We start from the raw sequence: 20,054 nt of genomic DNA, 5'->3' as shown, positions 1-20,054 counted from the left end.
TCACCTCGCTGACCAGATGAGGATGTCTGCGATGTGGAGTGCGGCGAGGTACGCGGTTGCGGTCTAACTTGGTCTGCGGGCTGTGGGATTACTGCCCGGATGCCCCGTCGGCGCAGATGTTCGCGGATAGCGCGGGAGGAGTACGCCTTGCCCGCAAGGACCACCTGTGGCGTGACTCGAGGTCTGCCGACTGGCCGGGGAACCCGCAAACGGCTCATGACCTGCGGGAACGCGGGTGCATCGCCGGACTGGCCGGCCGTGAGGTGGATGGCCAGTGGCCGGCAACGGCTGTCGGTGGCCAGGTGGATCTTGGTGGTCAGTCCGCCTCGGGACCTGCCGAGGGCATGGTCGTGCGGCTCGCCGGCCGGGGCCCCTTTTAGCGGGCCCCGGCGGCGTGCTGGTGAGCGCGGACGATGGTGGAGTCCACCGCGACGACCCAGTCGAGGTCACCCTCGGAGTCCGCCTGGGCCAGCAGAGCGGTGAAGACCTTCTCCCACGTGCCGTCGGCAGCCCACTTCCGCAGCCGGTTGTGGACGCCTTTCCAGGAGCCGAACTCCTCGGGCAGGTCCATCCACGGGCAGCCGGTGCGGTACTTGAACGCGATCGCGTCGATCACCTGCCGGTGATCGGGCCACCGACCTCCCCGCCTCGGCGCCCGGTCCGGGAGCAACGGCTCAATTCGCTTCCACTGCACGTCAGTTAAGGCCACACCCGAACCAACGATCAGATGATCCGAAGGAAACGCCCTAGCGCGCATCTCCCGCGTCGCCGGCCCCGTGGAGAACCATCGCTGACCCGCCGCCCCGGCGTTCCGGTTCGGCGACCGCCTGGGTCCGGCCGTCGGGGAGGAACTCGAGGGCGGCGACGGCACCGATCTCCGGTGAGGGAGTGAAGGTTTCCGGGGCCTCGACGAAGTGCTGGCCGAGGCCTTCCAGCGCGGCGCGTTCACGGGACTTGAGGAACGCTGGTTCGGCCTCGGTGTCCGTAAGGTTGCGCTGCGAGATCCGTGGTGCGGCGACCGCTTCGGGCAGGCTCATCCCCAGGTCGACGCGGTTGACCAGCGTCTGCAGCACTGTCGTGATGATCGTGGCGCCTCCGGGCGAGCCGACGGCGAGGTGCGGTCGGCCGTCCTTCAGGACGATCGTCGGGGACATGCTGCTGCGCGGACGCTTGCCGGGCCCGGGCAGGTTCGGGCCCGGCACGTCCTCGGAGAGCGGCGTGAAATTGAAGTCGGTCAGCTCGTTGTTGAGCAGGAAGCCGCGTCCGGGCACGGTGATCGCGGAGCCGCCGGTCTGCTCGATGGTGAGGGTGTACGACACCACGTTGCCCCAGCGGTCGGAGGCCACCAGATGAGTGGTTGAGGGGCCTTCGTACGGCTCCGGGCTACCGGTCCCCTTCGTGCAACCGGTGCCGGGTCGGCGTGGATCCGCGGGGGCGACCGGGCTGGTCAGGGTGGAAGTGGGGCTGATCAGGCAGGCGCGATCCCTGGCGAACTTCTTGTCCAGCAGCTCCTGAGTGGGAACGTCGGAGAAGGCCGGGTCACCCACCCATCGGTTGCGGTCGGCGAACGCGATCCGGCTGGCTTCCAGGTACTTGTGGAGCGCCTGGACCCGGTCAGCCGGGGAAATGTCGAAGTTCTCCAGGATGTTGAGCCCTTCGCCGACGGTGGTGCCGCCGGATGAGGAAGGAGCCATGGAGTACACGTCGAGGCCGCGGTAGGCGATGTGTGTCGGATCGCGGCGCAGCGCGGTGTACTTCGCGAGATCGTCGGCCTCCATCAGGCCGGGACGTACCTTTGCATCGGCGCCCGGTGCCACCGGTGGCTGCTGGACGGTCCGCACGACATCGCGCCCGATGTCGCCCTGGTAGAGCGCGTCCGTCCCCTCCCGGCCGAGTTGCCGGTACGTGCGCGCAAGATCAGGGTTACGGAAGCGCGAACCCACGACCGGGAGTTCACCGTTCGGCAGAAAGAGTTCCGCGGTGGAGGAGAAGGTCCGGAAGCGCTTTTCGTTCATCTCGGTCTGGGCGCGGAATTCGTCGTTGACGACGAAGCCGTCCTCGGCGAGCCGTGCAGCAGGCCCCAGAGCCTTGGCCGGCGATATGGTTCCCCAGTCCCCCAGCGCCTTCTGCCAGGTCGCCGGAGTGCCCGGAACGCCCACGGAGAGGCCGGAGTTGACCGCCTCGGAGAAGGGGATCGGCTTTCCCGTCGATGGGTCGATGAACGCGTCCGACTTCATGTCGGCGGGAGCAGTCTCCCGGCCGTCGATGGTGCTGACCTTTCCGGTACGGGCGTTGTAGTAGGTGAAGTAGCCGCCTCCCCCGATGCCCGCCGAGTACGGCTCAACGACTCCCAGGGCGGCGGCGGTGGCGACTGCGGCGTCGACGGCATTGCCACCCTTGCGCAACACGTCGATACCGGCCTGGGAGGCGTAGGAGTTGACGCTGGAGACCGCGCCGCCGCTGCCGGTGGCGACGGACTCCTTGGCAGGCGGCTTGAGTTCGGGTTCCGAGGCGGTCGACGCGGCACGGAACGGGGAGCCGGTGTCCTGCTGGGCACCGGCGCTGACCAGTGGGACGGCGATCACCACAGCAGATGCGGCGGCGACCACGGTACGGCGGACAGGCATGAGGCCTCCGGGGGTCTGGGGGGAGCTGAGAGTGCCGAAACCCTGACAGGAAGTGATCAGCCCATCAATGCTTGGCGGCATTAATTGAGCGGATTCAGAGGTTCCCCCTCGGTAACTGCACCTGGGCGGGCGTAGGCACCGTTTTCGGGTCGGTTCAGACCTGCGAACGCCGCTTGACGTCGACACACTCCGGCTGGCGCCGACACCGGAGCGCGTAGCTTCTCGACCTTCTGACGGGCCAGTTGATCACGCGGCGCAGCAGGCGCCGATCGCGCAGGCCGAGCGGTGCACGGTCAGAAGCAACGGGAATCAGCAGGGGAGCGACAGCCGCCAGGGACCTACCCACCACATGCCCCGGCGGCCGTCAGCACGGTGCTCCACGACCTCGCGCCGCCACGCACTGGCAGGCACGGGCCGCCTTCAAAGTCACCCTCACCCAGACCTCCAGCGCATGGGCGGCCAGTGGCGCCAAGCGCCCCGGATGTAGTTACCCAGAGGGAACCTCTGAATTCGCTCAATTAATGCGCCAGGTGTTGATGGCCCGATCACCTCCTGTAAGGGTTTCGAAACTCTCAGCTGCCCCGAGATCCCCGGAGGCTTCATGCCTGTCCGTCGTGCCGTTGTTGCTGCTGCTTCAGCGGCGACCATCGCCCTCCCCCTGCTGAGCCCCACTGCCGCCGCCGACTCCCGCTCCTCCGAGGTGTCTGGCATCGCATCGGACCCCGCCCGATCCGGTGCCGCCGCCCGGACCGGCGATGACTGCAAGGAGGGCGCCGGCCGGCAGTCGATGGTCGCGGCCGCGCATCCCGCCGCCGCCCTCGCCGGATGCAGAGTGTTGCTGGCGGGCGGCTCGGCCATCGACGCCGCGGTCGCCGTGCAGGCGGTACTGACCGTCGTGGAACCGCAGTCGTCAGGGCTCGGCGGCGGCTCACTGCTCACCTACTACGACGCCGACAGCCGCAAGACTCACCTCTTCGACGGCCTCGCCGCATCGGGGAAGAGAGTCACGGCCGGGCTCTCGGTGCCGACCGAGGACGAACGGCGCCGCCATGGCATCGACGCCTTTGACAGCAGCGTGGACTACTCGGCGCGCGCGGTCGGCGTTCCCGGCACGCCGGCCGTGCTCGATCAGGTGCACAGCCGCTACGGAAAGCTCGGTTGGAACCGCCTCTTCGAGGACGCGGTCTCCTTGTCGGCCAAGGGTTTCCCGGTCGCACGGTACCTGCATGACACCTTGAGCTCCTCCAACGCAGCCACGCCCGGCTGCGCGTACCCGGACCTGCGCAAAGTGTTCTGCGACGGGGACACTCCGAAACCCGTCGGCGCGACCGTGCGCAATCCCGAGCTGGCCGACGTGCTGCGAGAGGTCCGTGACGGCGGGGCTGCCGCCTTCTACTCGCCGCGCGGTCGCATCGCACCGGCGATCGTGAACCGCTTGCACGCCGGCGCATTCGACCCGACAGCCGACGAGCGGGGGCCGGCTGTCATCCCCAGCCAACTCACGCTCGGGGATTTCACGGACTACCGGCCGGCGGAGCGGAAACCGCTCTGCACCAAGACGCTGGCACACACCCTGTGCACGGCCCCTCCTCCCGCCTCCGGCGGCCTGACGCTGACCAACCTGTTGAGGATCGCCGAGGCGAAGGGAATCACCAAGTACGCCCCGAATTCCGATGATTACGCGCATTTCGCGATCGAGGCGAGTCGTGTCGCGGGAGTCGACTCCCGTGCCCATGTCGGTGACCCCGACTACGACGACGTGCCGCTGGAGAAGCTGACCGATCCTGCCTACGTCGCCGAGCGGGCAGCCGAGATCAAGCCCGACACGGCGCTGCATCCCGTGACACCGGGATCCACGGACCCGGGCAGCAGCGACCACACCAGCCAGATCAGCATCGTGGACGCCCAGGGCAACGCGCTGTCCATGACCACGACCGTGAATCAGAACTTCGGCTCACGCGTGATGGCACGCGGCATGGTCCTGAACAACGTGGCCACGAACTTCAGCTCCGCGGGAGCGCGGGTGAATGCGATGGAACCGGGCAAGCGGCCGCGGACATCGATCGCGCCGAGCATCGTGTTCGACAATGACGGCAGGGTCGACCTCGTCGTCGGCGCGGCCGGTGGCGGGCCGATCCCGGACTACATCGCGCAGACCGTGCTCGGAGTGATCAGCTACGGCGAGGATCCTGCGAAGGCGATCTCCCGACCGCACGTCAGCGGGCAGGCCCGGGTAGCAAACTGTGCCGGCGTTCCGGACGTCGCGTCCGACGTCGAAGCGGGCACGAGCGCAGAGTCGCTACTGCCCGCACTGAAGCAGCGCCGTCACCCGTGCGCCCGCGCGACAACATTGCGCAGTGGCCTCGCGGCCGTGGGTGTGACAGAGGAGGGAACACTGCACGGAGCCGCCGATCCGCGCCGCGACGGAGTGGCCTTCGGCCAGTGATCCAGGCGCACTCCACATCGCAGGCATCCTCATCTGGTCAGCGAGGTGATCCAGAGGAAACGCTCTAGACGGCCATCTCGACGGCCTGAGGCGAGCGGCGGCGGCGCCCGGTCCACGGATCGGGCGCCGCGAGGGCGCCGCGAGGGCACGGCGCGTGCGGTCAGCGTGACCAGACCGTGCCGCGTGCCTCGTACTCGAGCAGCATCTCCACTCCGGTCGCCGTGTCCGCGCCGAGGTGGCGGCGGACGAGCCACAGGGCGAGTTCGAGGCCGGAGGTGATGCCGCCCGCCGTGACCAGGTCGCCGTCGTCGACGACGCGGGCGTTCTTCAGTACGCCGCCCTGCTTCTCCAGGTCGGCCCGCGCCTTGTGGTGGGTGGTGCAGGGGCGGCCGCGGGTCAGCCCGGCGGCGGAGAGCAGCATCGCGCCCGTGCACACCGAACTGAGCGTCAGGTCCGGCCGTACGGCGGCGGCAAGGGCCGTGGGCAGGGTGCCGCGGCGGATCTCGGCCCAGACACCGGGGCCGTCCCGGCGCGCGTAGCCACCGCCCGGTACGACGACGATGTCCGCGTCGCCCGGCGACCAGTCGTGCTCGACGCGGACCTCGGTCCCGTAGGCCGCCGTCACGGTGCCACGGCCGCTCGCGCGCACGTAACGGACGTCGATCTCGCGGTCGGTGAAGACACGGGCCGCGGAGAACACCTCGTAGGGCGCGGTGAAGTCGAGCTCCTCCACGCCGTCGTACATGACGATGTGGACGCGCAGCGGTCCGGAGGCGGACTCCGCGGCTTGTGCGGTCGATGTGGCTTGGGCGGTGGACGTGGCTTGCGCGGTGGACGTGGTGCCGATGCCGGTCAGCACTCCGGCGGCGCCGACGGCGGTCGAGGCGCGGAGTAAGTGCCTGCGGTTCATGCCTGCTCCTGAGGTGTGGGGGATGTACGGGGCCGGGGGCCGACGCTGAAGCTGCGGCTGACGCCGACCCGCGCGGCCGCGAAGGGTTCGAGTACCCGCGCCGGGCCGAACTGGTCGTGGGCGGCGGCCGGTTCCGGGGCCGGGCCGGGGAGTTCCGGTTCGACCTCGGACACCGTGGCGACGAGGTACCGCGCGTCGCGGCCCATCACCGTGTCCGGTACGGCGGGCGGGTCGGCCAGGGCGCCGCCGAGGTGCCGGATGTTCGTGATCACCATGGGTCCGGTGAGCCGGGCGAGGGAGTCGAGCCCCTGCGGGGTGAGCGCGTCGACCAGGAGGTTCTCGCCGATGAACGCCCCGGCGTCGTCCGGTTCCGCGTGCACACGCGCGTACGCGCCGAACCGCATGGGCGCGACGGAGTCCTCGATGGGATTCCCCAACTCCCGTAGTGGCGCGAGAAGTTGGTCGGCGAGTTCCGGCGTACCGCGCAGGGCGACCGCGACGCGTGCGATCCTGCGGCCCTTCAAGTGCGGCGGCAGTTGGTCGAGTTGCGGGAAGGCCATCACGCGGAGCGTGGCGGTGAGGGCGCGCGGCAGGTCGGCCGTCCACCGGTGGAAGGCGTGCGGCACCTCGGGGTCGCCGTCCGCGTCGGACGGCCCGATGTCGAAGGCGAGCCCACCGCCCTGCAACGGCCCTTCGGGCAGCAGGCCGACGGTCATCCGGGTCACGACCTCACCCGGTGCCGGGCCGCTGCCGCGCAGCCGGGCGAAGTCCTCCGGGTCATCGGGGCCGACCTCCCGATCGCCGTCCCCGGTGACGACGGTGAACGCGCGCACATGGTCGGCGGCCCAGCCGTCGGCGCGGCCGAGCAGACCGATCCCGCCGCCGAAGGTGTAGCCGACGGCCCCCACTCCGCCCAGGCTTCCGCTGGGTGGCACAAGGCCGTGCGGGGCGGCGGCCGTGATGACCTGGTCCCAGGTCGCGCCGCCCGCCACCTGGGCCGTCGCGGTGGCCGGGTCGACGGTCACGGCGTCGAGCCGGCGCAGCGTCAGGAGCACTCCCCCGTCGGCGGCGGCCCGCATCCCGTGGCCGGTGTTGTGCACGGTGACGGGCACTCCGTACGTACCGGCCAGGCGCAGCGTGGCCCGTACGTCGGCGGCGTTCCGCGCCCCGGCCACCAGGTCGGGCCGGTGCCGAAGCCCGAGCTGGAACCCGGCCGACTCCTCGGCGGCGCCCGGGTCCTCGGGCCGCAGTACGGGTCCCTCCAGGGCGCGGCTCAGGTCCGCGGCCAGTCGGGCCGGGTCGTTCTGGTGACTCATCTCGGTCCTTGTCTCGGTGGAACAGGAATGACGGGACAGGCATGACGGGACAGGCATACGGAGGCGGGCCTACGGAGGCGGGCTCGGCGCGCGCTCATCGCGCGGTGGCCCTCGCGTCCCGGCCCGCCACGCGGCGCAGTACGAGCAGTCCGCCGAAGCCGGGCAGCAGCGCCCACGGCCTGGCGCCCGATACGGCGGTGGCGGGGGCGAGCCAGGTGGCGGCGATGACGACCAGGTAGGCCGTGCCGTGCACCGGGCCGCCAAGGGAGGTGACCAACTCGGTATGCACGGTGAGGACGTTGAGCACGAGCAGGGTCAGGGAGACGGCTTCGACCCCGGCCGCGATGCGCAGCGTTCGCACGGTTCTCAGGCTCCCGTGGTCGAGCCGGGGCGCACGATCATCAGCACGGTGACGGTCGCCCACAGCAGGTTGAAGATGCCGGTGACCATGGCGAGGCGCGCCGCCCCGGCCCGCGTCCGCTCCAGCGTGCCGGCGCCGGTGCCAGTGCCGGTCCGCGTCTCCGTGCCGCTGTCCGTGGGCCCGCCGAGCAGCCGCTGCTGCCCCGGCAGGATCACGAAGACGAGCAGGGCTGCGGCTGCGGCGGTGAGCACGATCGACGCAAGGAGCCAGACGTCGGTGAGCACGCCGAGCTGGGCCCCGGTGGCGACGCCGAAGACCGGGACGGCGATGCCGAGGACGGCGTACCCGCGGCAGACCCGGTGCAGCAGCGCGGCGGTCCGGGCGTGCTGCTCGTCGGGGAGCTCGGCACCGGCGGCCGCGGGCCTGACGTAGCGCGGGAACATCGACGCCGCGACGGTGATCGGTCCGATCGCCAGGATCGCCGCCAACACATGCACGGACAGCAGGAACTTGGTCATGGAAGCCCTATCTACGTACGGCCGACGAACCGCGCACGGCCAACGATCTGCGTACGGCCTGTGAACTGCGCGTACGGCCAATGGATCTGCAGCCAATAGGTTGGCTGCCGATCTATAGGTAGCACGTCCGGGCCCCGTTTGGGTAGGCTGCCTAACCATGAAGGCGAGCGCAGTACGCGGGCACCTGGACGGGCTTCTGCTCTCCGTCCTCGAATCCGGCCCGCTGCACGGGTACGCGGTGATCACCGCGGTTCAGGAGCGCAGCAACGGCGTGCTGGAACTCCGCAAGGGCACGATCTATCCCGCCCTGAACAAGCTGGAGCGCCTCGGCCTGCTGCGCAGCGTCTGGGAGGCCGACGGCGAACGGCGACGGCGCTGCTACGAACTCACGGACGCGGGCCGGCGCAGCCTGGCGGAGGAGCGGTCGGTATGGCGGGAGTTCACCGCCGCCATCGGTTCGGTCCTGGAACCCGCGCCCGGCCCCGGGCACGCCACGTGAGCGACCCCGGACGCCCGGCCGTCGGCGCCGCCGACCCCATCGACGCCCATGTCGCGGACCTGGCCGCGGCGTTGCACGGCCCCGCGCGCGCCAAGTCCCGCATGGTGACGGAGCTGCGCGAGGGCCTGGTAGACGCCGCGAGGGATCTCGCTTCGGGGCCCGATCCTGACCATGACGCGGCGCGGCTCGCGGTGCGCGAGTTCGGCAGCGTGGCCGAGATCGCGCCGAGTTTCCAGCGCGAACTGACCATCGCCCAGGCCCGTCACACCGCACGCACGGTCATGCTGATCGCCCCGCTGCTGCTCGTGTGCTGGTACCTGGTACGTACGTGGGACGGCGCGACGGGCCGTCAACTGCCCGACACCGTCGAGCTGTTGGTGGCCCACCTGGGCGGCGTCGCGGCGGTGGCCGCGCTCCTGGCGGCGGCCGCGCTCGCCGCCACGGGCGCCCTCGCCCGCAGGCTCCCCACCCCGCACCGGCTGCCGCTCGCGGTCGCCTGGACCGGCACCGTCGCGGCCACCGCGCTCGCGGTCAGCGCGCTGACGCTCACGCTCGCCTCGCTGCTCGCGGCGAACTGGCCGCTCAGCGTGGCCGCGGGCGTCGTGATCATCACCTGCCACGCCAAGGTCGCCGCCTCGGCCCGCGCCTGCCGCGAGTGCGCACGCCTGCCCGTCGTCACCCCGTAGGAGACCGGCGGCGAGCAGCACTTCCCCGTACCGCGCGTCGGACAGTGGTGGCGTACGGCCCGGAACTCGACGTCGGCTTACCCCGCCGCGTGAGCAGGGCCTTACCCCTGCCGGACTCGGTCAGGCGGCCTGACCGCCCGTACCGGAGAGCCTCTTCACCGATGCGCGTACGGCTGCGGGGTCGACGTTCAGGTGTGCCATCAGTTCCGCTGCGGGGTCCGGTCGCTCGCAGGCCAGGATCGCGAGCAGCAGGTGGTCCGGCCCGATACGTCGACTGCCCGCCCCCCTCGCTTCGGTGACGGTGCGTTTGATGACCGACCGCGCACCGGACGTGAAGGGGGTGCGCTTGCGTGAGACGGGGATCGGCGGCCGCTCGACGCCCTCGACGTCGATGCCGATCGCGGCCAGCGCGGCCCGGTCGAGGACATCGAGGGCCGCGCGTGTGGTTGCCAGGTCGACGCCGAGGGCTGGGACCGCGACCGAGTCGGGGACGTCGAGTACGCCGAGGAGGAGGTGTTCGGTGCCGATGCGGCGGTCGCCGCGCAGCCGCGCCTCCTCGTGCGCCGAGTCGACCGCCACGCGGGCACCCGCTGTGAACTGTTCGAACACTGTTGCCTCACTTCCCGTGCTTGGCGTGGACGGACTGGCGTGACACGCCCAGGGCGTCCCCGATCTGCTCCCAGGACCATCCCTGCTGCCTCGCACGTGCCACCGCGGCCACCTCGGTCTGTTCGGCCAGCCGGTGCAGCGCACCGACCGCCCGCAGTCCGACGGCGGGATCGTGCGACCTGAGGCTCTCTGAGAGATCTCCCGATTCCATAGCCGTCAGTCTGGATTGACAAGCGCGTTCTTGTCAATCCAGACTGACGGCCAACCGGGCATCGCCGCAGGCTCCTCCCGGCCGTCCAGCCGCCTGCCGGCCCGCAGTTCGGCCGTTCCGGCACATCCAGCCCGTTCGGTGCGGTCGCCGCCCTCAGAGCACCATCCACTTCTGGAGGATCGATGCAGCAGAAACCGGCGCAAACCCTCTCCCGATGGGTCGGCATGGCGCGGGCCGACCCCCTCCTTGCCTGCGGTGCGATCGCCGGCCCCCTATTTGTCCTCACCTTCAGCATCGATGGCGCCACTCGCACCGACTACAACCCTCTGCGCCATCCGGTCAGTTCACTCGTCCTGGGCGACGTCGGCTGGATACAGGTGGTCAACTTCCTTGCCGCAGGCGCCCTCGGGGTGGCCTTCGCCCTCGGACTGCGGCGCGCACTCCGGCCTTTCGGGGGATCAACCTGGGGCCCGCTGCTGGTCGGGACATGGGCGACGGGGCTGTTCGGCGCGGGGGTCTTCGTCACAGACCCGGTCAGCGGATATCCGCTGGGCACCCCCGGCAAGCTCACCCGCTACGCCAGCACGCACGCCGCCCTGCATGACGGCGTCTCGTTCGTCGCCTTCATGGCTCTGGCGGCGGCCTGCTTCGTCTTCGCCCGGCGTTTCGCCGGATGGGGCAGGCCGGCTTGGGCCATCTACTCCGCGGCGACCGGCATCGTTTTCACGGTGGCGTTCGCGCTCTCCAATCTGGGCTTCGACCAGACCGAGGGGCTGGTGAGCCTCGGCGGGCTGTTCCAGCGCATTGCCATCACCGTCGCCTGGTGCTGGCTGAGCCTGCTCGCCCTTCACCTGCTACGCCACGACGCCCCACGGCAGTCGACAGGCGGCCGGCCAGGAGCAGTGAACGCTTCCTGATCACCGCCAAGGGTGGGGCGACCGAGTGGAATCACTGACAGTCCGGCACCGCCCAACTGCTGCGGCTACTGGCCAACCCGCTCGCCTCACCCGCGCCGCGGCATCGACGCTGCCGCCCGGCACGTTGCCGAACGCGACCCCGCCGCGCGCCGCCGCAGGTGAGTCCGAGCACATCAGGGCTTCAGGGTCATCTCGTTGCCCCTTCGGCGCGTATCTCGGTCACACTCCCGGCGGGGTCGTAGGCCGGCGTACGCGGTGCCGTGTCGGGAGCGCGCCGGATCAGGACCACGCCGTACGCCACGATCCAGACGACCCACATCAACCAGCCCGCCAGGCCCAGGAGTCCGAGCACGCCGCCGCTGGCGATGACCCAGTGGGCGAGCATGGCCGAGGCGAACTGCAGGGTCGCGCTGAGCAGTCCGAGGGCGCCGTGCCACGGCCGGATCATGCCGGTACGCAGACCGCCGACGGAGAGGCCGAGCAGGGCGAGCGCGAGGAACGTGCCGTTCAGCGTGAACACCGCGTCGTGCAGCGACCAGAGCGCCGTCGTCGCGGAGGCGTCGTGGGACGCGGTGGAGGTCAGGGCGAGCCGGGTGGCGACGACCCCGGCGAACGTGACGTTCTGCAGGGCGAGTCCGGCGAACCCGAGCAGCGACCACGCCTCGCCCCTGCCCTGCTCGGACCGCCACAGCGCGGCGAGCGCACCGGCGCCGAACAGCGTGGCCAGGATCCAGCCGGCGGGCGCGAGCGCGGACCCGATCCCGACAGCCGTGCCCTGCGTGGCGAAGAAGGTGGTGACCTCGTCGATCTCCGCCCCGCTGAGGGGCAGACCGGCGGGCACCATGACCGCGTTCCCGAGAACGATCATCGCGGCGAAACCTATGGCGGCGATGCCACCGATCCGGGCGAACCCGGTCGTGGCCGACTTCAATTGGTGTGCCATATATTCATTATAGGGAGCGTAAAGTGGAAGTGGACAAGAGCCACGGCACGCCGGATGACGGCGAGGGAACGACAAGGGAGCGGACGCACGCATGAGCACGGAGCAGAGACGGCGCTATGACTCGCTGCGGCGCAAGGCGCAGGCGCTGGAGACGCGGGCCGAGATCGCCCGCGCCGCCCGCCTGCTTTTCGACTCACGGGGCTGGGCGGACACGACCGTGCGCGAGGTGGCCCGCGAGGCGGGCGTCTCGGTGCCCACGGTGTACGCGACGTACGGCAACAAGACCGGCCTGACCCGTGCCGTGGCCGACTCCGCCGACCTGTCCGCCGACGCGCCCCGAATGCTCGCCGACCTGGAGGCGGCCGAGGCGGACCCCGCGGCTCAGCTCCGGGCGATGGCCGCGTACGACCGACGCCTCTTCGAGCGCGCGGGCGACGTCATCCTGATGGTCCGGGAGGCGGGCCGCAGCGAGCCCGAGCTCGCCACGGCGTACCAGGAGGGGCGCCGACGGGGCGACGAGACCCGGATCCAGGTGTTCGAGTCCTGGCCGTCCGGCACCCTGCGGCCCGGCCTCGACCTGCGGTCCGCCGTCGACATCTACGCAGCCCTGTGCACCGTCGACGTCTACACCACGCTCACCACAGAACGCGGCTGGTCACCGGCGCGCGTCGAGGAGTGGTGGGGCGAGGCGCTGGCCCGCGAACTGCTCGCACCGGCAACCTAGTTGGGCCATGAATCGGGCGGAGGTCAGGCCTTCTTGCCGCTGGGCGGTACGACGGCCACCGGGCAGGCGGCGGTGTGCAGGGCCTCGGCGCTGACGGAGCCGAGCATGAGTCGCCGTAGCCCGCTGCGGGCGTGCGAGCCGACGACCAGCAGGCCCGCGTACTCCGACGCCTCCGCCAGGGCCGTGGCAGGGCGGATGCGTTCGAGGTGCAGGCCGACGGGCAGGTCCGGGTACTGCTCGCGGCGCTTGGCGATCTCCGCCTCCAGCGTCTTGCGCAGGCTCTGGTCGAGGACCTCGAAGTCGGGGACCGCCATGCCCGGCCCGGTCGGCACCTGGCTGAAGTGGAACGACCCGTGCACGATCAGCAGACCGACGCCCCGCAGATGCGCCTCGGCGTACGCGAGATCCAGGGCCTCCTGCGGAATGTCGGGGACGTCCACGCCGACGACGACGCGATGCCCCTGGGTGCCTCCGGTGCGCGGGCGGATGACGATGACGGGGCAGTGCGCGTGCGTGGCGGCCTGCCAGCTCACGGACCCCAGCGGCAGCCGCGCGAAACCGCCGGTGCCACGGTGGCCGACGATCAGCCAGGACGCCTCCGCCGAGCGTTCCACCAGCGTCTCCGCGGCGTGCCCGGTGACCGCTTCGGCCGCCACCTGCACCTGCGGGAACTCCGCCTGGACCAGCTCGGTCATCGGGGCGAGGACCGTCGCCATGGCCTGGTCCACGCGGGCCTGCGTCCGCTGCCGCGCCTCCGCCGCCGAACCCGGCAGGCCGCCCCGCTCGGCTCGCTCGATGTGCAGCAGCCGCAGCGGGCGGCCGTGCAGCGCGGCGTGCTGGGCCGCGTAACGGACGACGACAGCGCCCGGTTCACCGGCCTGTTCGAGGCCCACGAGAACGGGCCGACCCGCACCAGCTTCCGTCATGGTTTCTCCTTGCCCTCACATATGGGGCTGGCGGTAGTACTTGGCGAACTGGTCGAGGTAGGTGGGCTCCCGGTGCGCCTCCTCGCCCCGCTGGAACTCCGGGGCGTCCTTGATCTCGGCCTTGGTGCGGTTCACGTGGACCGTGTGCCGGTCGGCGTCGATGCGCTCGATGGTCTTGGCCGGCAGCAGAATGTGCCTCCCGAAGATCCAGACACCCGTGTCGACGACGAGATACGCGGCGCCGGCCTCGTCAGAGTGTTCATCGACCTTGCCGATGTGACCGTCGGTGGCTTCCACCTTGAAACCGGTCAGATCGACGCCCTGCCGATAGCCGGATTCCGGCTGATACCCCCACATGTCTTCGGTCATCGCACGCTCCCTGTCGACACTCTCCGTACACCTCCCACCCTGCTGCTGCGACCACGCGCACGCAAACGCAGTACGGGACCACGACCATCCGCATCTGCGCGCGAAAAGTCCGCCTCAGGCTCTGAAATGCCAGGTTCCAGGGCCGTTCGGGCGGGCATCCTCGAAGAGGGCCGGACCCGGCGCTGAGGCCGGGGTGGGTACGCGGCCGTAGCCGAAGGGGATGGGATGAGCCGACTCGTGGTGGTGGGCGCGGTGGACCGGCAGGTCCGGCTGAGCGTCGCCGATCTGCGCGACCGCTGGGCCTCGCGCCAGGCCGAGGTGACCTTCGTGTGCGCGAGCAGCGGGGCCCGGCGCCACACGTTCCGGGGGCCGCTGCTGCGCGAGGTGGTCGCGGCCGCGGGGCCGGGGTTCGATCCGGCGCGGCGTAGGGACCGTTCGCGCTTCCTGCTCGAGGTCACGGGCGGGGACGGGCACGGCACGGTGCTGTCCTGGGCCGAGATCGACGAGGACTTCGGCAACGCCCCGGTGCTGCTCGCCACCGAGCTCGACGGGGCCCGACTCGACGATTCCGGCAGCCAGTTGGTGGTGCCGACGGACACCTGCGGGGCGCGGTACATCAGCGGTATCACGCGGATCAGGGTGCGCGCGGGGCTCGGCCGGGACGACGAGGAACCGGACGACATGGGCTCGGACGGCACGGGCCGGGACGACTTGGACCCGGTCTACTTGGACCCGGACGACGCGGGCCCCGCACGCGCGAGCACCCGGTGACGGTGTCACCGGGTGCTCGGGAGTCGACGGTCAGCGCGCCGCGCGGACCTGTCGGTGATCAGGCCTCGACGACGCCCGACTTCGCGATCTTGATCTCGGACTTGGTGGTGCCGCTGCGCGAGCCCTCGGCCTCGACGGCCTTGACCACGTCCATGCCCTCGACGACCTCACCGAAGACGACGTGCTTGCCGTCCAGCCAGTCGGTGACGATCGTCGTGATGAAGAACTGCGAACCGTTGGAGTTGGGGCCCGCGTTGGCCATGGACAGCAGTCCCGGCTTGGTGTGCTTCAGCTGGAAGTTCTCGTCGTTGAACTTCTCGCCGTAGATGCTCTTGCCGCCGGTGCCGTTGTGCCGGGTGAAGTCGCCACCCTGCAGCATGAAGTCGGGGATGACCCGGTGGAAGCCGGAGCCCTCGTAGCCGTAGCCGTTCTGGCCGGTGGCGAGCTCGCGGAAGTTCCTGGCGGTCTTGGGGACCACGTCGTCGTACAGCTTGAAGACGATCCGGCCGGCGGGCTCGTTGTTGATGGTGATGTCGAAGTACACGTTGCTCATGCCCATATCCTCACATCCCTTCGTCCCGGGAGCACAGTCGGCTCGTCCTGGGAGCACAGTCGGCCGTCGCAACAGGCCTCTCGGGGTGCGTGGCGGGAGGTTTTCCACAGGCTCGGCGGCCCGGACCGGCCGCGTGGAAGGATGCGGTTCATGAGGTCGCGACTGCCGTTCGGGGACGAGTTACGGGCCGGGTTGGGCGCGCCCGCAGGCTCGTCGCGCCTGGACAGCAGTCCGGGTACGCGGGTGTGGCGGGTGCGGTTGCCCGAGGCGCCGGTGGTGCTGAAGCAGATCGTCGACGGTCCGGGCGCGCAGGGGCGGTTCGACCGCGAGGTGGCCGCGCTGCGCCTCGCCGCCCGCTCCGGGACACCCGTGGTGCCCGCGCTGCTCGCCACGGATCCGGGTGCGCGGGTGCTCGTCCTCGAACACCTGGAGCACCGCCGCCCGCCCGACGAGGGAATCGTGGGGTACGCGGCGGCGCTGGCCCGGCTGCATGCGGTCGGGCGCCCGGAGGACGCCGGGGCGCTCCCCCGCTGGCGCGGCCCGGACGGGGACGACGTGGCGTCCTTCCTCGGGCTCGCGGCGGCGCTCGAGGTTCCGGTCGCGGCCGGGGTGCCGGGCGAGCTTGACGGGCTTGTGCAGCGCCTCGGGCAGGCGCCGGGGCACGCCTTGTTGCACGGTGACCCGTGTCCCGGCAATGACCTGCACACCGCCGACGGGGTCAGATTCATCGACTTCGAGCAGGCGTCCCTGGGCAGCGGCCTCGTCGAACTCGCTTATCTGCGTATCGGGTTCCCGACCTGCTGGTGTGTCACCGCCGCTCCGGGCCCGCTGCTCGACCGGGCCGAGGCCGCCTACCGCACGGCCTGGCGCACCGCGACCGGCGCCGAGCTCCACGACGACCTGGCCGACGCGTGCGCCGGGTGGCTGGTGCGCGGCGACGCCCTGGTTCAGCGGGCGCAGCGCGACGGCACCGACCACCTGGCCCGGATCCCCGACGAGGACTGGACCTGGGGCACCGTGACCGCGCGAGAGCGCCTCGTCCACCGCCTCGCCGTCGTCGCCGGGCTGACCGCCGACCGCCCCGATCTGAAGGGCATCGGCGGGCTCTGTACGGACCTGCGTCGCCGGATGCTCGAGCGCTGGCCCACCCTCGGGCCGGTACCGGCGCGGTCGGCGATGCGGCCCTGAGCGCGGGGACACGCACGGGCGCCGCCCGCCTCGGCCTCTACTGCGCCTGACCGCAAGGGAGTTGCCGAGGAGAGCGACCGGCCCGAGCGCACCGGCACAGGCACCGACGTACTACGCTGGGCGGTGCAGCTGGTTCGCCCTGTCCGCCAGGCAGGCGCGTCGCAAGAGGGAACCCGGTGGGAATCCGGGACTGCCCCGCAGCGGTGAGTGGGAACGACCGCCGTCATACGCACTGGATCCTCCGGACCCGGGAAGCGACGGCCAGTAGGAGTCTGCCCCGGCAGATGTGCCCGCGAGTCCGAAGACCTGCCCGTTGCCCGTACGCGAACGACCGCGTGCGGACATCCCGGTGACCTCGTGGGCGGGTCGGCGTACACACCAGGCGGAGAACCGCGTCGACCGGCGCGTGTTCGGTCCGTCCGGTCCGTCACCCTTCGCGTCCGTGTCCCGTCTCCGGGATCTCAGGAGTCATCTCGCGAAGGAGATTTCCGTGACAGCGAAGAACGTGACCGCGAGGACCGCGGCAGCGGCCGCCGAAGCGACCGTGTACGGCTACCCCCGCCAGGGCCGGCACCGTGAGCTGAAGAAGGCCGTCGAGGGGTACTGGAAGGGCCGGGTCACCGCCGAGTCCCTGGCGGCGACCGCCGCGGACCTGCGGCGGGCGAACTGGCGGCAGTTGGCCGACGCCGGTGTCCACGAGGTGCCGACCGGCGACTTCTCGTACTACGACCACGTTCTGGACACCAGTCTCATGGTCGGCGCCGTCCCGCACCGGCACCGTGCGGCCGTCGACGCGGACCGGCTCGACGGGTACTTCGCGATGGCGCGCGGCACGCAGGACGTGGCGCCGCAGGAGATGACCAAGTGGTTCGACACCAACTACCACTATCTGGTCCCGGAGTTGGGGCCGGACACGGTCTTCACCGCCGACTCCGGCAAGCAGGTCGCCGAGCTGAGGGAAGCCCTGGCGCTCGGGCTCGCCGGGCGTCCCGTGCTCGTCGGACCTGTGACGTATCTGCTGCTCGCCAAGCCCGCGCCCGGCGTCGCCGCCGACTTCGAGCCGCTCACCCTGCTGGACCGGCTGCTCCCCGTGTACGCGGAGGTCATCGCCGACCTGCGCGCGGCGGGCGCCGAGTGGGTCCAGCTGGACGAACCCGCCCTGGTCCAGGACCGCACCCCGGCCGAACTCAACGCGGCCGCCCGCGCGTACCGCGATCTCGGCGCGCTCACCGACCGGCCGAAGCTGCTGCTCGCCTCGTACTTCGACCGGCTCGGCGAGGCGCTGCCCGTACTCGCCAAGGCTCCCGTGGAAGGGCTCGCGCTCGACTTCACCGGGGCCACGGCGGGCAACCTCGACGACCTCGCCGCTGTCGGCGGGCTGCCCGGCAAGCGCCTGGTCGCTGGCGTCGTCAACGGCCGCAACATCTGGATCAACGACCTCGAGAAGTCACTGTCCACGCTCGGTACCCTGCTCGGCCTCGCCGACCGGGTCGACGTGGCCGCGTCCTGCTCGCTGCTTCACGTCCCGCTCGACGCGACGGCCGAGCGGGACGTGGACCCGCAGATCCTGCGCTGGCTGGCCTTCGCCCGGCAGAAGACGGCGGAGACCGTCACCCTCGCGCGCGGCCTCGCCCGCGGCACGGGAGCGATCACCGCCGAACTCGCCGCCAACCGGGCCGACCTGGCCTCCCGCGCGCACTCCCCGATCACCCACGACCCGGCCGTACGGGCCCGCGCCGCCGCCGTCACCGACGCGGACGGCCGCCGCTCGGCCCCGTACGAGGAGCGCACCGCCGCCCAGCGGGCCCGCCTCGGCCTGCCGCTGCTGCCGACCACCACCATCGGCTCGTTCCCGCAGACCGCCGAACTCCGGGCCGCCCGCGCCGACTTGCGCGCCGGGCGGATCGACGCGGCCGGGTACGACGAGCGGATCAGGACCGAGATCCGTGAGGTGCTCGCCTTCCAGGAGAAGGCGGGCATCGACGTCCTCGTGCACGGAGAGCCCGAACGCAACGACATGGTGCAGTACTTCGCGGAGCGGCTCACCGGCTACCTCGCCACGCAGCACGGCTGGGTGCAGTCCTACGGCACCCGCTATGTCCGCCCGCCGGTCCTCGCGGGCGACATCTCCCGGCCGCAACCGATGACGGTGCGCTGGACCTCGTACGCCCAGTCCCTCACGCGGCAGCCGGTCAAGGGCATGCTGACCGGCCCTGTCACGATGCTGGCCTGGTCGTTCGTACGTGACGACCAGCCGCTCGGGGACACCGCACGGCAGGTCGCGCTCGCCCTGCGGGACGAGGTGAACGACCTTGAGGCGTCCGGGAGTTCGGTGATCCAGGTCGACGAACCGGCACTGCGGGAGACCCTGCCGCTGCGCGCCGCCGACCGGGCGGAGTACCTCGCCTGGGCCACCGAGTCGTTCCGGCTCAGCACCGGGGGCGTACGTCCGGACACACAGATCCACACGCATATGTGCTACGCGGAGTTCGGCGACATCGTGCGGGCCATCGACGACCTCGACGCCGATGTCATCAGCCTGGAGGCCGCCCGCTCCCACATGCAGGTCGCCCGCGAACTGGCCGCCCACGGCTACCCCCGCGAGGCCGGTCCCGGTGTGTACGACATCCACTCCCCGCGCGTGCCCTCCACCGAGGAGGTGGCGGCGCTGCTGCGCGAGGGGCTCAAGGCCATCCCGGCCGACCGCCTGTGGGTCAACCCCGACTGCGGCCTGAAGACCCGCGCCTGGCCGGAGACCCGCGCGTCCCTGGAGAACCTGGTGGCCGCGGCGCGGGTGGTCCGGGGCGAGCTTTCGGGGGCGTGAGCGCGCGTACGACCTGGTCGTGACGTGAGCGGCGGGTCGGGGCGGCGGCACCAGCGATGCCGCCCCGGCCCGCACCGCGCGAGGCCGGCTCCTACCGGGCCACGCTCACCAGGCCACCGGGTACCGCACCGGATGCCCCGCGATCCGGCCCGGGAGCAGGCCGATGGCGACCAGGAGGCAGGAGCCCAGGGCGAGGAGGGGCAGGAACGTCACCGGGTCCGGTGACTGCAGGACCACGATGAACGCGGTGGCCGTGGCCGGGGCGTGCGCGAGGTGGGTGAGCATCATGGCGCCGAGCGACAGGCCTGCCGCCACGGCCGCTCCCCAGGCGCTGCTGCCGGCCACCGCCAGGGTGGCGAAGCCGATCAGCGCGGAGATCAGGTGGCCGCCGACGAGGTTGCGCGGCTGCGCGAGGGGCAGTCCCGGCGCCCCGTGCACGAGGGCGGCGCTGGCCGCGAGCGGCGGTATCAGGAGCGGCTGGTGGAGGACGACGCCGACCGTGACGAGCAGCAGGAGCGCGCCGATGGCGAAGGCTGTGACCCGCAGGAGGTGCGAGAGGCTCGGTCTGGCGGTGCCGGCGGACGGCGGCGAGGTCATGCGTGCTGCTCCGGAATTACGGGGACGGGCGGTACAGGGTGGGGCGGGCGGTACAGGTG

The 20,054-nt window shown here is 71.3% G+C and carries 20 protein-coding genes, 1 pseudogene and 1 riboswitch; of the genes and pseudogenes, 8 read left to right on the top strand and 13 right to left on the bottom strand.

The window, feature by feature from the left end; all coding sequences use genetic code 11:
• Positions 1-65: 65 nt before the first annotated feature.
• Positions 66-757 (bottom strand): annotated as a pseudogene (locus tag GUY60_RS38800) (IS5 family transposase); the annotation flags it as partial.
• Complete coding sequence (gene ggt / locus GUY60_RS05770) at positions 747-2,627, bottom strand: gamma-glutamyltransferase (RefSeq protein ID WP_161694451.1); 1,881 nt, start codon at positions 2,625-2,627, stop codon at positions 747-749. The pseudogene GUY60_RS38800 and the gene ggt, both read right to left, overlap by 11 nt.
• Positions 2,628-3,228: 601 nt before the next feature.
• Between ggt and GUY60_RS05765 the strand changes: the two genes are divergently transcribed.
• Positions 3,229-5,073, top strand: coding sequence for a gamma-glutamyltransferase family protein (locus tag GUY60_RS05765; RefSeq protein ID WP_161694449.1), 1,845 nt, complete (start codon positions 3,229-3,231; stop codon positions 5,071-5,073).
• A 160-nt stretch (positions 5,074-5,233) separates the two neighbouring features.
• Here the strand turns inward: GUY60_RS05765 and GUY60_RS05760 are convergent, their stop codons facing one another.
• The 4 genes from GUY60_RS05760 to GUY60_RS05745 all read right to left on the bottom strand — a co-directional run bounded on the left by GUY60_RS05760 (position 5,234) and on the right by GUY60_RS05745 (position 8,178).
• On the bottom strand, positions 5,234-5,983 hold the full coding sequence (locus GUY60_RS05760; protein ID WP_161694447.1) for a DJ-1/PfpI family protein: 750 nt from the start codon (positions 5,981-5,983) through the stop codon (positions 5,234-5,236).
• Entirely contained in the window at positions 5,980-7,299 is a 1,320-nt protein-coding gene (locus GUY60_RS05755) for an FAD-binding oxidoreductase (protein WP_161694445.1), read from the bottom strand. Before GUY60_RS05755 ends, GUY60_RS05760 begins: the two co-directional genes overlap by 4 nt.
• 94 nt (positions 7,300-7,393) lie before the next feature.
• Positions 7,394-7,660 carry a hypothetical protein gene (locus GUY60_RS05750; RefSeq protein ID WP_161694443.1) on the bottom strand — a complete coding sequence of 89 codons (267 nt, stop codon included), beginning with the start codon at positions 7,658-7,660 and terminating at the stop codon, positions 7,394-7,396.
• 5 nt (positions 7,661-7,665) lie between these two features.
• Positions 7,666-8,178 carry a hypothetical protein gene (locus GUY60_RS05745; RefSeq protein WP_161694441.1) on the bottom strand — a complete coding sequence of 171 codons (513 nt, stop codon included), beginning with the start codon at positions 8,176-8,178 and terminating at the stop codon, positions 7,666-7,668.
• Positions 8,179-8,335: 157 nt separating this feature from the next.
• On the opposite strand from GUY60_RS05745, the gene GUY60_RS05740 reads away from it, so the two are divergent.
• A complete protein-coding gene (locus GUY60_RS05740; protein ID WP_161694439.1) occupies positions 8,336-8,677 on the top strand; it encodes a helix-turn-helix transcriptional regulator in 342 nt (113 codons plus the stop codon).
• Positions 8,674-9,363, top strand: a complete 690-nt coding sequence (locus tag GUY60_RS05735) for a permease prefix domain 1-containing protein (protein WP_161694437.1) — start codon at positions 8,674-8,676, stop codon at positions 9,361-9,363. The genes GUY60_RS05740 and GUY60_RS05735 overlap by 4 nt, the downstream gene beginning before the upstream one ends.
• 120 nt (positions 9,364-9,483) lie before the next feature.
• Here GUY60_RS05735 and GUY60_RS39665 read toward each other — a convergent pair whose 3' ends face one another.
• Complete coding sequence (locus tag GUY60_RS39665; RefSeq protein ID WP_161694435.1) at positions 9,484-9,972, bottom strand: Clp protease N-terminal domain-containing protein; 489 nt, start codon at positions 9,970-9,972, stop codon at positions 9,484-9,486.
• A 7-nt stretch (positions 9,973-9,979) separates the two neighbouring features.
• Positions 9,980-10,183, bottom strand: coding sequence for a helix-turn-helix domain-containing protein (locus tag GUY60_RS05725; protein ID WP_161694433.1), 204 nt, complete (start codon positions 10,181-10,183; stop codon positions 9,980-9,982).
• A gap of 182 nt (positions 10,184-10,365) precedes the next feature.
• Between GUY60_RS05725 and GUY60_RS05720 the strand changes: the two genes are divergently transcribed.
• Complete coding sequence (locus tag GUY60_RS05720; protein ID WP_223178667.1) at positions 10,366-11,100, top strand: DUF998 domain-containing protein; 735 nt, start codon at positions 10,366-10,368, stop codon at positions 11,098-11,100.
• Positions 11,101-11,287: 187 nt separating this feature from the next.
• On the opposite strand, the gene GUY60_RS38480 is transcribed toward GUY60_RS05720, so the two are convergent.
• Positions 11,288-12,043, bottom strand: a complete 756-nt coding sequence (locus GUY60_RS38480; protein ID WP_223178666.1) for a 2-oxoglutarate/malate transporter — start codon at positions 12,041-12,043, stop codon at positions 11,288-11,290.
• A gap of 91 nt (positions 12,044-12,134) precedes the next feature.
• Here GUY60_RS38480 and GUY60_RS05710 point away from each other — a divergent pair, with 91 nt between their 5' ends.
• Positions 12,135-12,767 (top strand): TetR/AcrR family transcriptional regulator, encoded by a 633-nt coding sequence (locus tag GUY60_RS05710; protein ID WP_161694431.1) that lies wholly within the window; start codon positions 12,135-12,137, stop codon positions 12,765-12,767.
• 23 nt (positions 12,768-12,790) lie between these two features.
• Here GUY60_RS05710 and GUY60_RS05705 read toward each other — a convergent pair whose 3' ends face one another.
• Together GUY60_RS05705 and GUY60_RS05700 are read right to left on the bottom strand one after the other, a co-directional pair.
• On the bottom strand, positions 12,791-13,693 hold the full coding sequence (locus GUY60_RS05705) for a universal stress protein (RefSeq protein ID WP_161694429.1): 903 nt from the start codon (positions 13,691-13,693) through the stop codon (positions 12,791-12,793).
• A 15-nt stretch (positions 13,694-13,708) separates the two neighbouring features.
• Positions 13,709-14,062: a PRC-barrel domain-containing protein gene (locus GUY60_RS05700; protein WP_161694427.1), complete on the bottom strand. Its 354-nt coding sequence runs from the start codon at positions 14,060-14,062 to the stop codon at positions 13,709-13,711.
• Between the two features lie 225 nt (positions 14,063-14,287).
• Between GUY60_RS05700 and GUY60_RS05695 the strand changes: the two genes are divergently transcribed.
• Positions 14,288-14,833, top strand: a complete 546-nt coding sequence (locus GUY60_RS05695) for a molybdopterin-dependent oxidoreductase (protein ID WP_161694425.1) — start codon at positions 14,288-14,290, stop codon at positions 14,831-14,833.
• Positions 14,834-14,891: 58 nt separating this feature from the next.
• On the opposite strand, the gene GUY60_RS05690 is transcribed toward GUY60_RS05695, so the two are convergent.
• Positions 14,892-15,386 carry a peptidylprolyl isomerase gene (locus GUY60_RS05690; RefSeq protein WP_161694423.1) on the bottom strand — a complete coding sequence of 165 codons (495 nt, stop codon included), beginning with the start codon at positions 15,384-15,386 and terminating at the stop codon, positions 14,892-14,894.
• A gap of 150 nt (positions 15,387-15,536) precedes the next feature.
• Between GUY60_RS05690 and GUY60_RS05685 the strand changes: the two genes are divergently transcribed.
• Entirely contained in the window at positions 15,537-16,574 is a 1,038-nt protein-coding gene (locus GUY60_RS05685; protein ID WP_161694421.1) for an aminoglycoside phosphotransferase family protein, read from the top strand.
• A gap of 113 nt (positions 16,575-16,687) precedes the next feature.
• Positions 16,688-16,902: riboswitch (cobalamin riboswitch) on the top strand.
• A gap of 177 nt (positions 16,903-17,079) precedes the next feature.
• Positions 17,080-19,398: a 5-methyltetrahydropteroyltriglutamate--homocysteine S-methyltransferase gene (gene metE / locus GUY60_RS05680; RefSeq protein ID WP_161694487.1), complete on the top strand. Its 2,319-nt coding sequence runs from the start codon at positions 17,080-17,082 to the stop codon at positions 19,396-19,398.
• A 105-nt stretch (positions 19,399-19,503) separates the two neighbouring features.
• On the opposite strand, the gene GUY60_RS05675 is transcribed toward metE, so the two are convergent.
• Positions 19,504-19,995 (bottom strand): HPP family protein, encoded by a 492-nt coding sequence (locus GUY60_RS05675; RefSeq protein ID WP_161694419.1) that lies wholly within the window; start codon positions 19,993-19,995, stop codon positions 19,504-19,506.
• Between the last annotated feature and the right edge of the window lie 59 nt (positions 19,996-20,054).

The sequence above is a fragment of the Streptomyces boluensis genome (genome assembly GCF_009908195.1).
Taxonomy (GTDB): Bacteria; Actinomycetota; Actinomycetes; order Streptomycetales; family Streptomycetaceae; genus Streptomyces; species Streptomyces boluensis.
Note: the sequence above shows the minus strand (reverse complement) of the source record. Positions and strands in the feature narration are given on the sequence as shown.

Excerpts from the sequence above, each read along its gene's own strand:
- GUY60_RS05755 (WP_161694445.1), bottom strand. The coding sequence starts at position 7,299 with ATGAGTCACCAGAACGACCCGGCCCGACTGGCCGCGGACCTGAGCCGC.
- GUY60_RS05690 (WP_161694423.1), bottom strand. The coding sequence starts at position 15,386 with ATGAGCAACGTGTACTTCGACATCACCATCAACAACGAGCCCGCCGGC.
- GUY60_RS05710 (WP_161694431.1), top strand. The coding sequence starts at position 12,135 with ATGAGCACGGAGCAGAGACGGCGCTATGACTCGCTGCGGCGCAAGGCG.
- GUY60_RS05765 (WP_161694449.1), top strand. The coding sequence starts at position 3,229 with ATGCCTGTCCGTCGTGCCGTTGTTGCTGCTGCTTCAGCGGCGACCATC.
- GUY60_RS05745 (WP_161694441.1), bottom strand. The coding sequence starts at position 8,178 with ATGACCAAGTTCCTGCTGTCCGTGCATGTGTTGGCGGCGATCCTGGCG.
- GUY60_RS05685 (WP_161694421.1), top strand. The coding sequence starts at position 15,537 with ATGAGGTCGCGACTGCCGTTCGGGGACGAGTTACGGGCCGGGTTGGGC.
- GUY60_RS38480 (WP_223178666.1), bottom strand. The coding sequence starts at position 12,043 with ATGGCACACCAATTGAAGTCGGCCACGACCGGGTTCGCCCGGATCGGT.
- GUY60_RS05725 (WP_161694433.1), bottom strand. The coding sequence starts at position 10,183 with ATGGAATCGGGAGATCTCTCAGAGAGCCTCAGGTCGCACGATCCCGCC.
- GUY60_RS05705 (WP_161694429.1), bottom strand. The coding sequence starts at position 13,693 with ATGACGGAAGCTGGTGCGGGTCGGCCCGTTCTCGTGGGCCTCGAACAG.
- GUY60_RS05700 (WP_161694427.1), bottom strand. The coding sequence starts at position 14,062 with ATGACCGAAGACATGTGGGGGTATCAGCCGGAATCCGGCTATCGGCAG.
- GUY60_RS05695 (WP_161694425.1), top strand. The coding sequence starts at position 14,288 with ATGAGCCGACTCGTGGTGGTGGGCGCGGTGGACCGGCAGGTCCGGCTG.
- GUY60_RS05675 (WP_161694419.1), bottom strand. The coding sequence starts at position 19,995 with ATGACCTCGCCGCCGTCCGCCGGCACCGCCAGACCGAGCCTCTCGCAC.
- GUY60_RS05740 (WP_161694439.1), top strand. The coding sequence starts at position 8,336 with ATGAAGGCGAGCGCAGTACGCGGGCACCTGGACGGGCTTCTGCTCTCC.
- ggt (WP_161694451.1), bottom strand. The coding sequence starts at position 2,627 with ATGCCTGTCCGCCGTACCGTGGTCGCCGCCGCATCTGCTGTGGTGATC.
- GUY60_RS05760 (WP_161694447.1), bottom strand. The coding sequence starts at position 5,983 with ATGAACCGCAGGCACTTACTCCGCGCCTCGACCGCCGTCGGCGCCGCC.
- GUY60_RS05720 (WP_223178667.1), top strand. The coding sequence starts at position 10,366 with ATGCAGCAGAAACCGGCGCAAACCCTCTCCCGATGGGTCGGCATGGCG.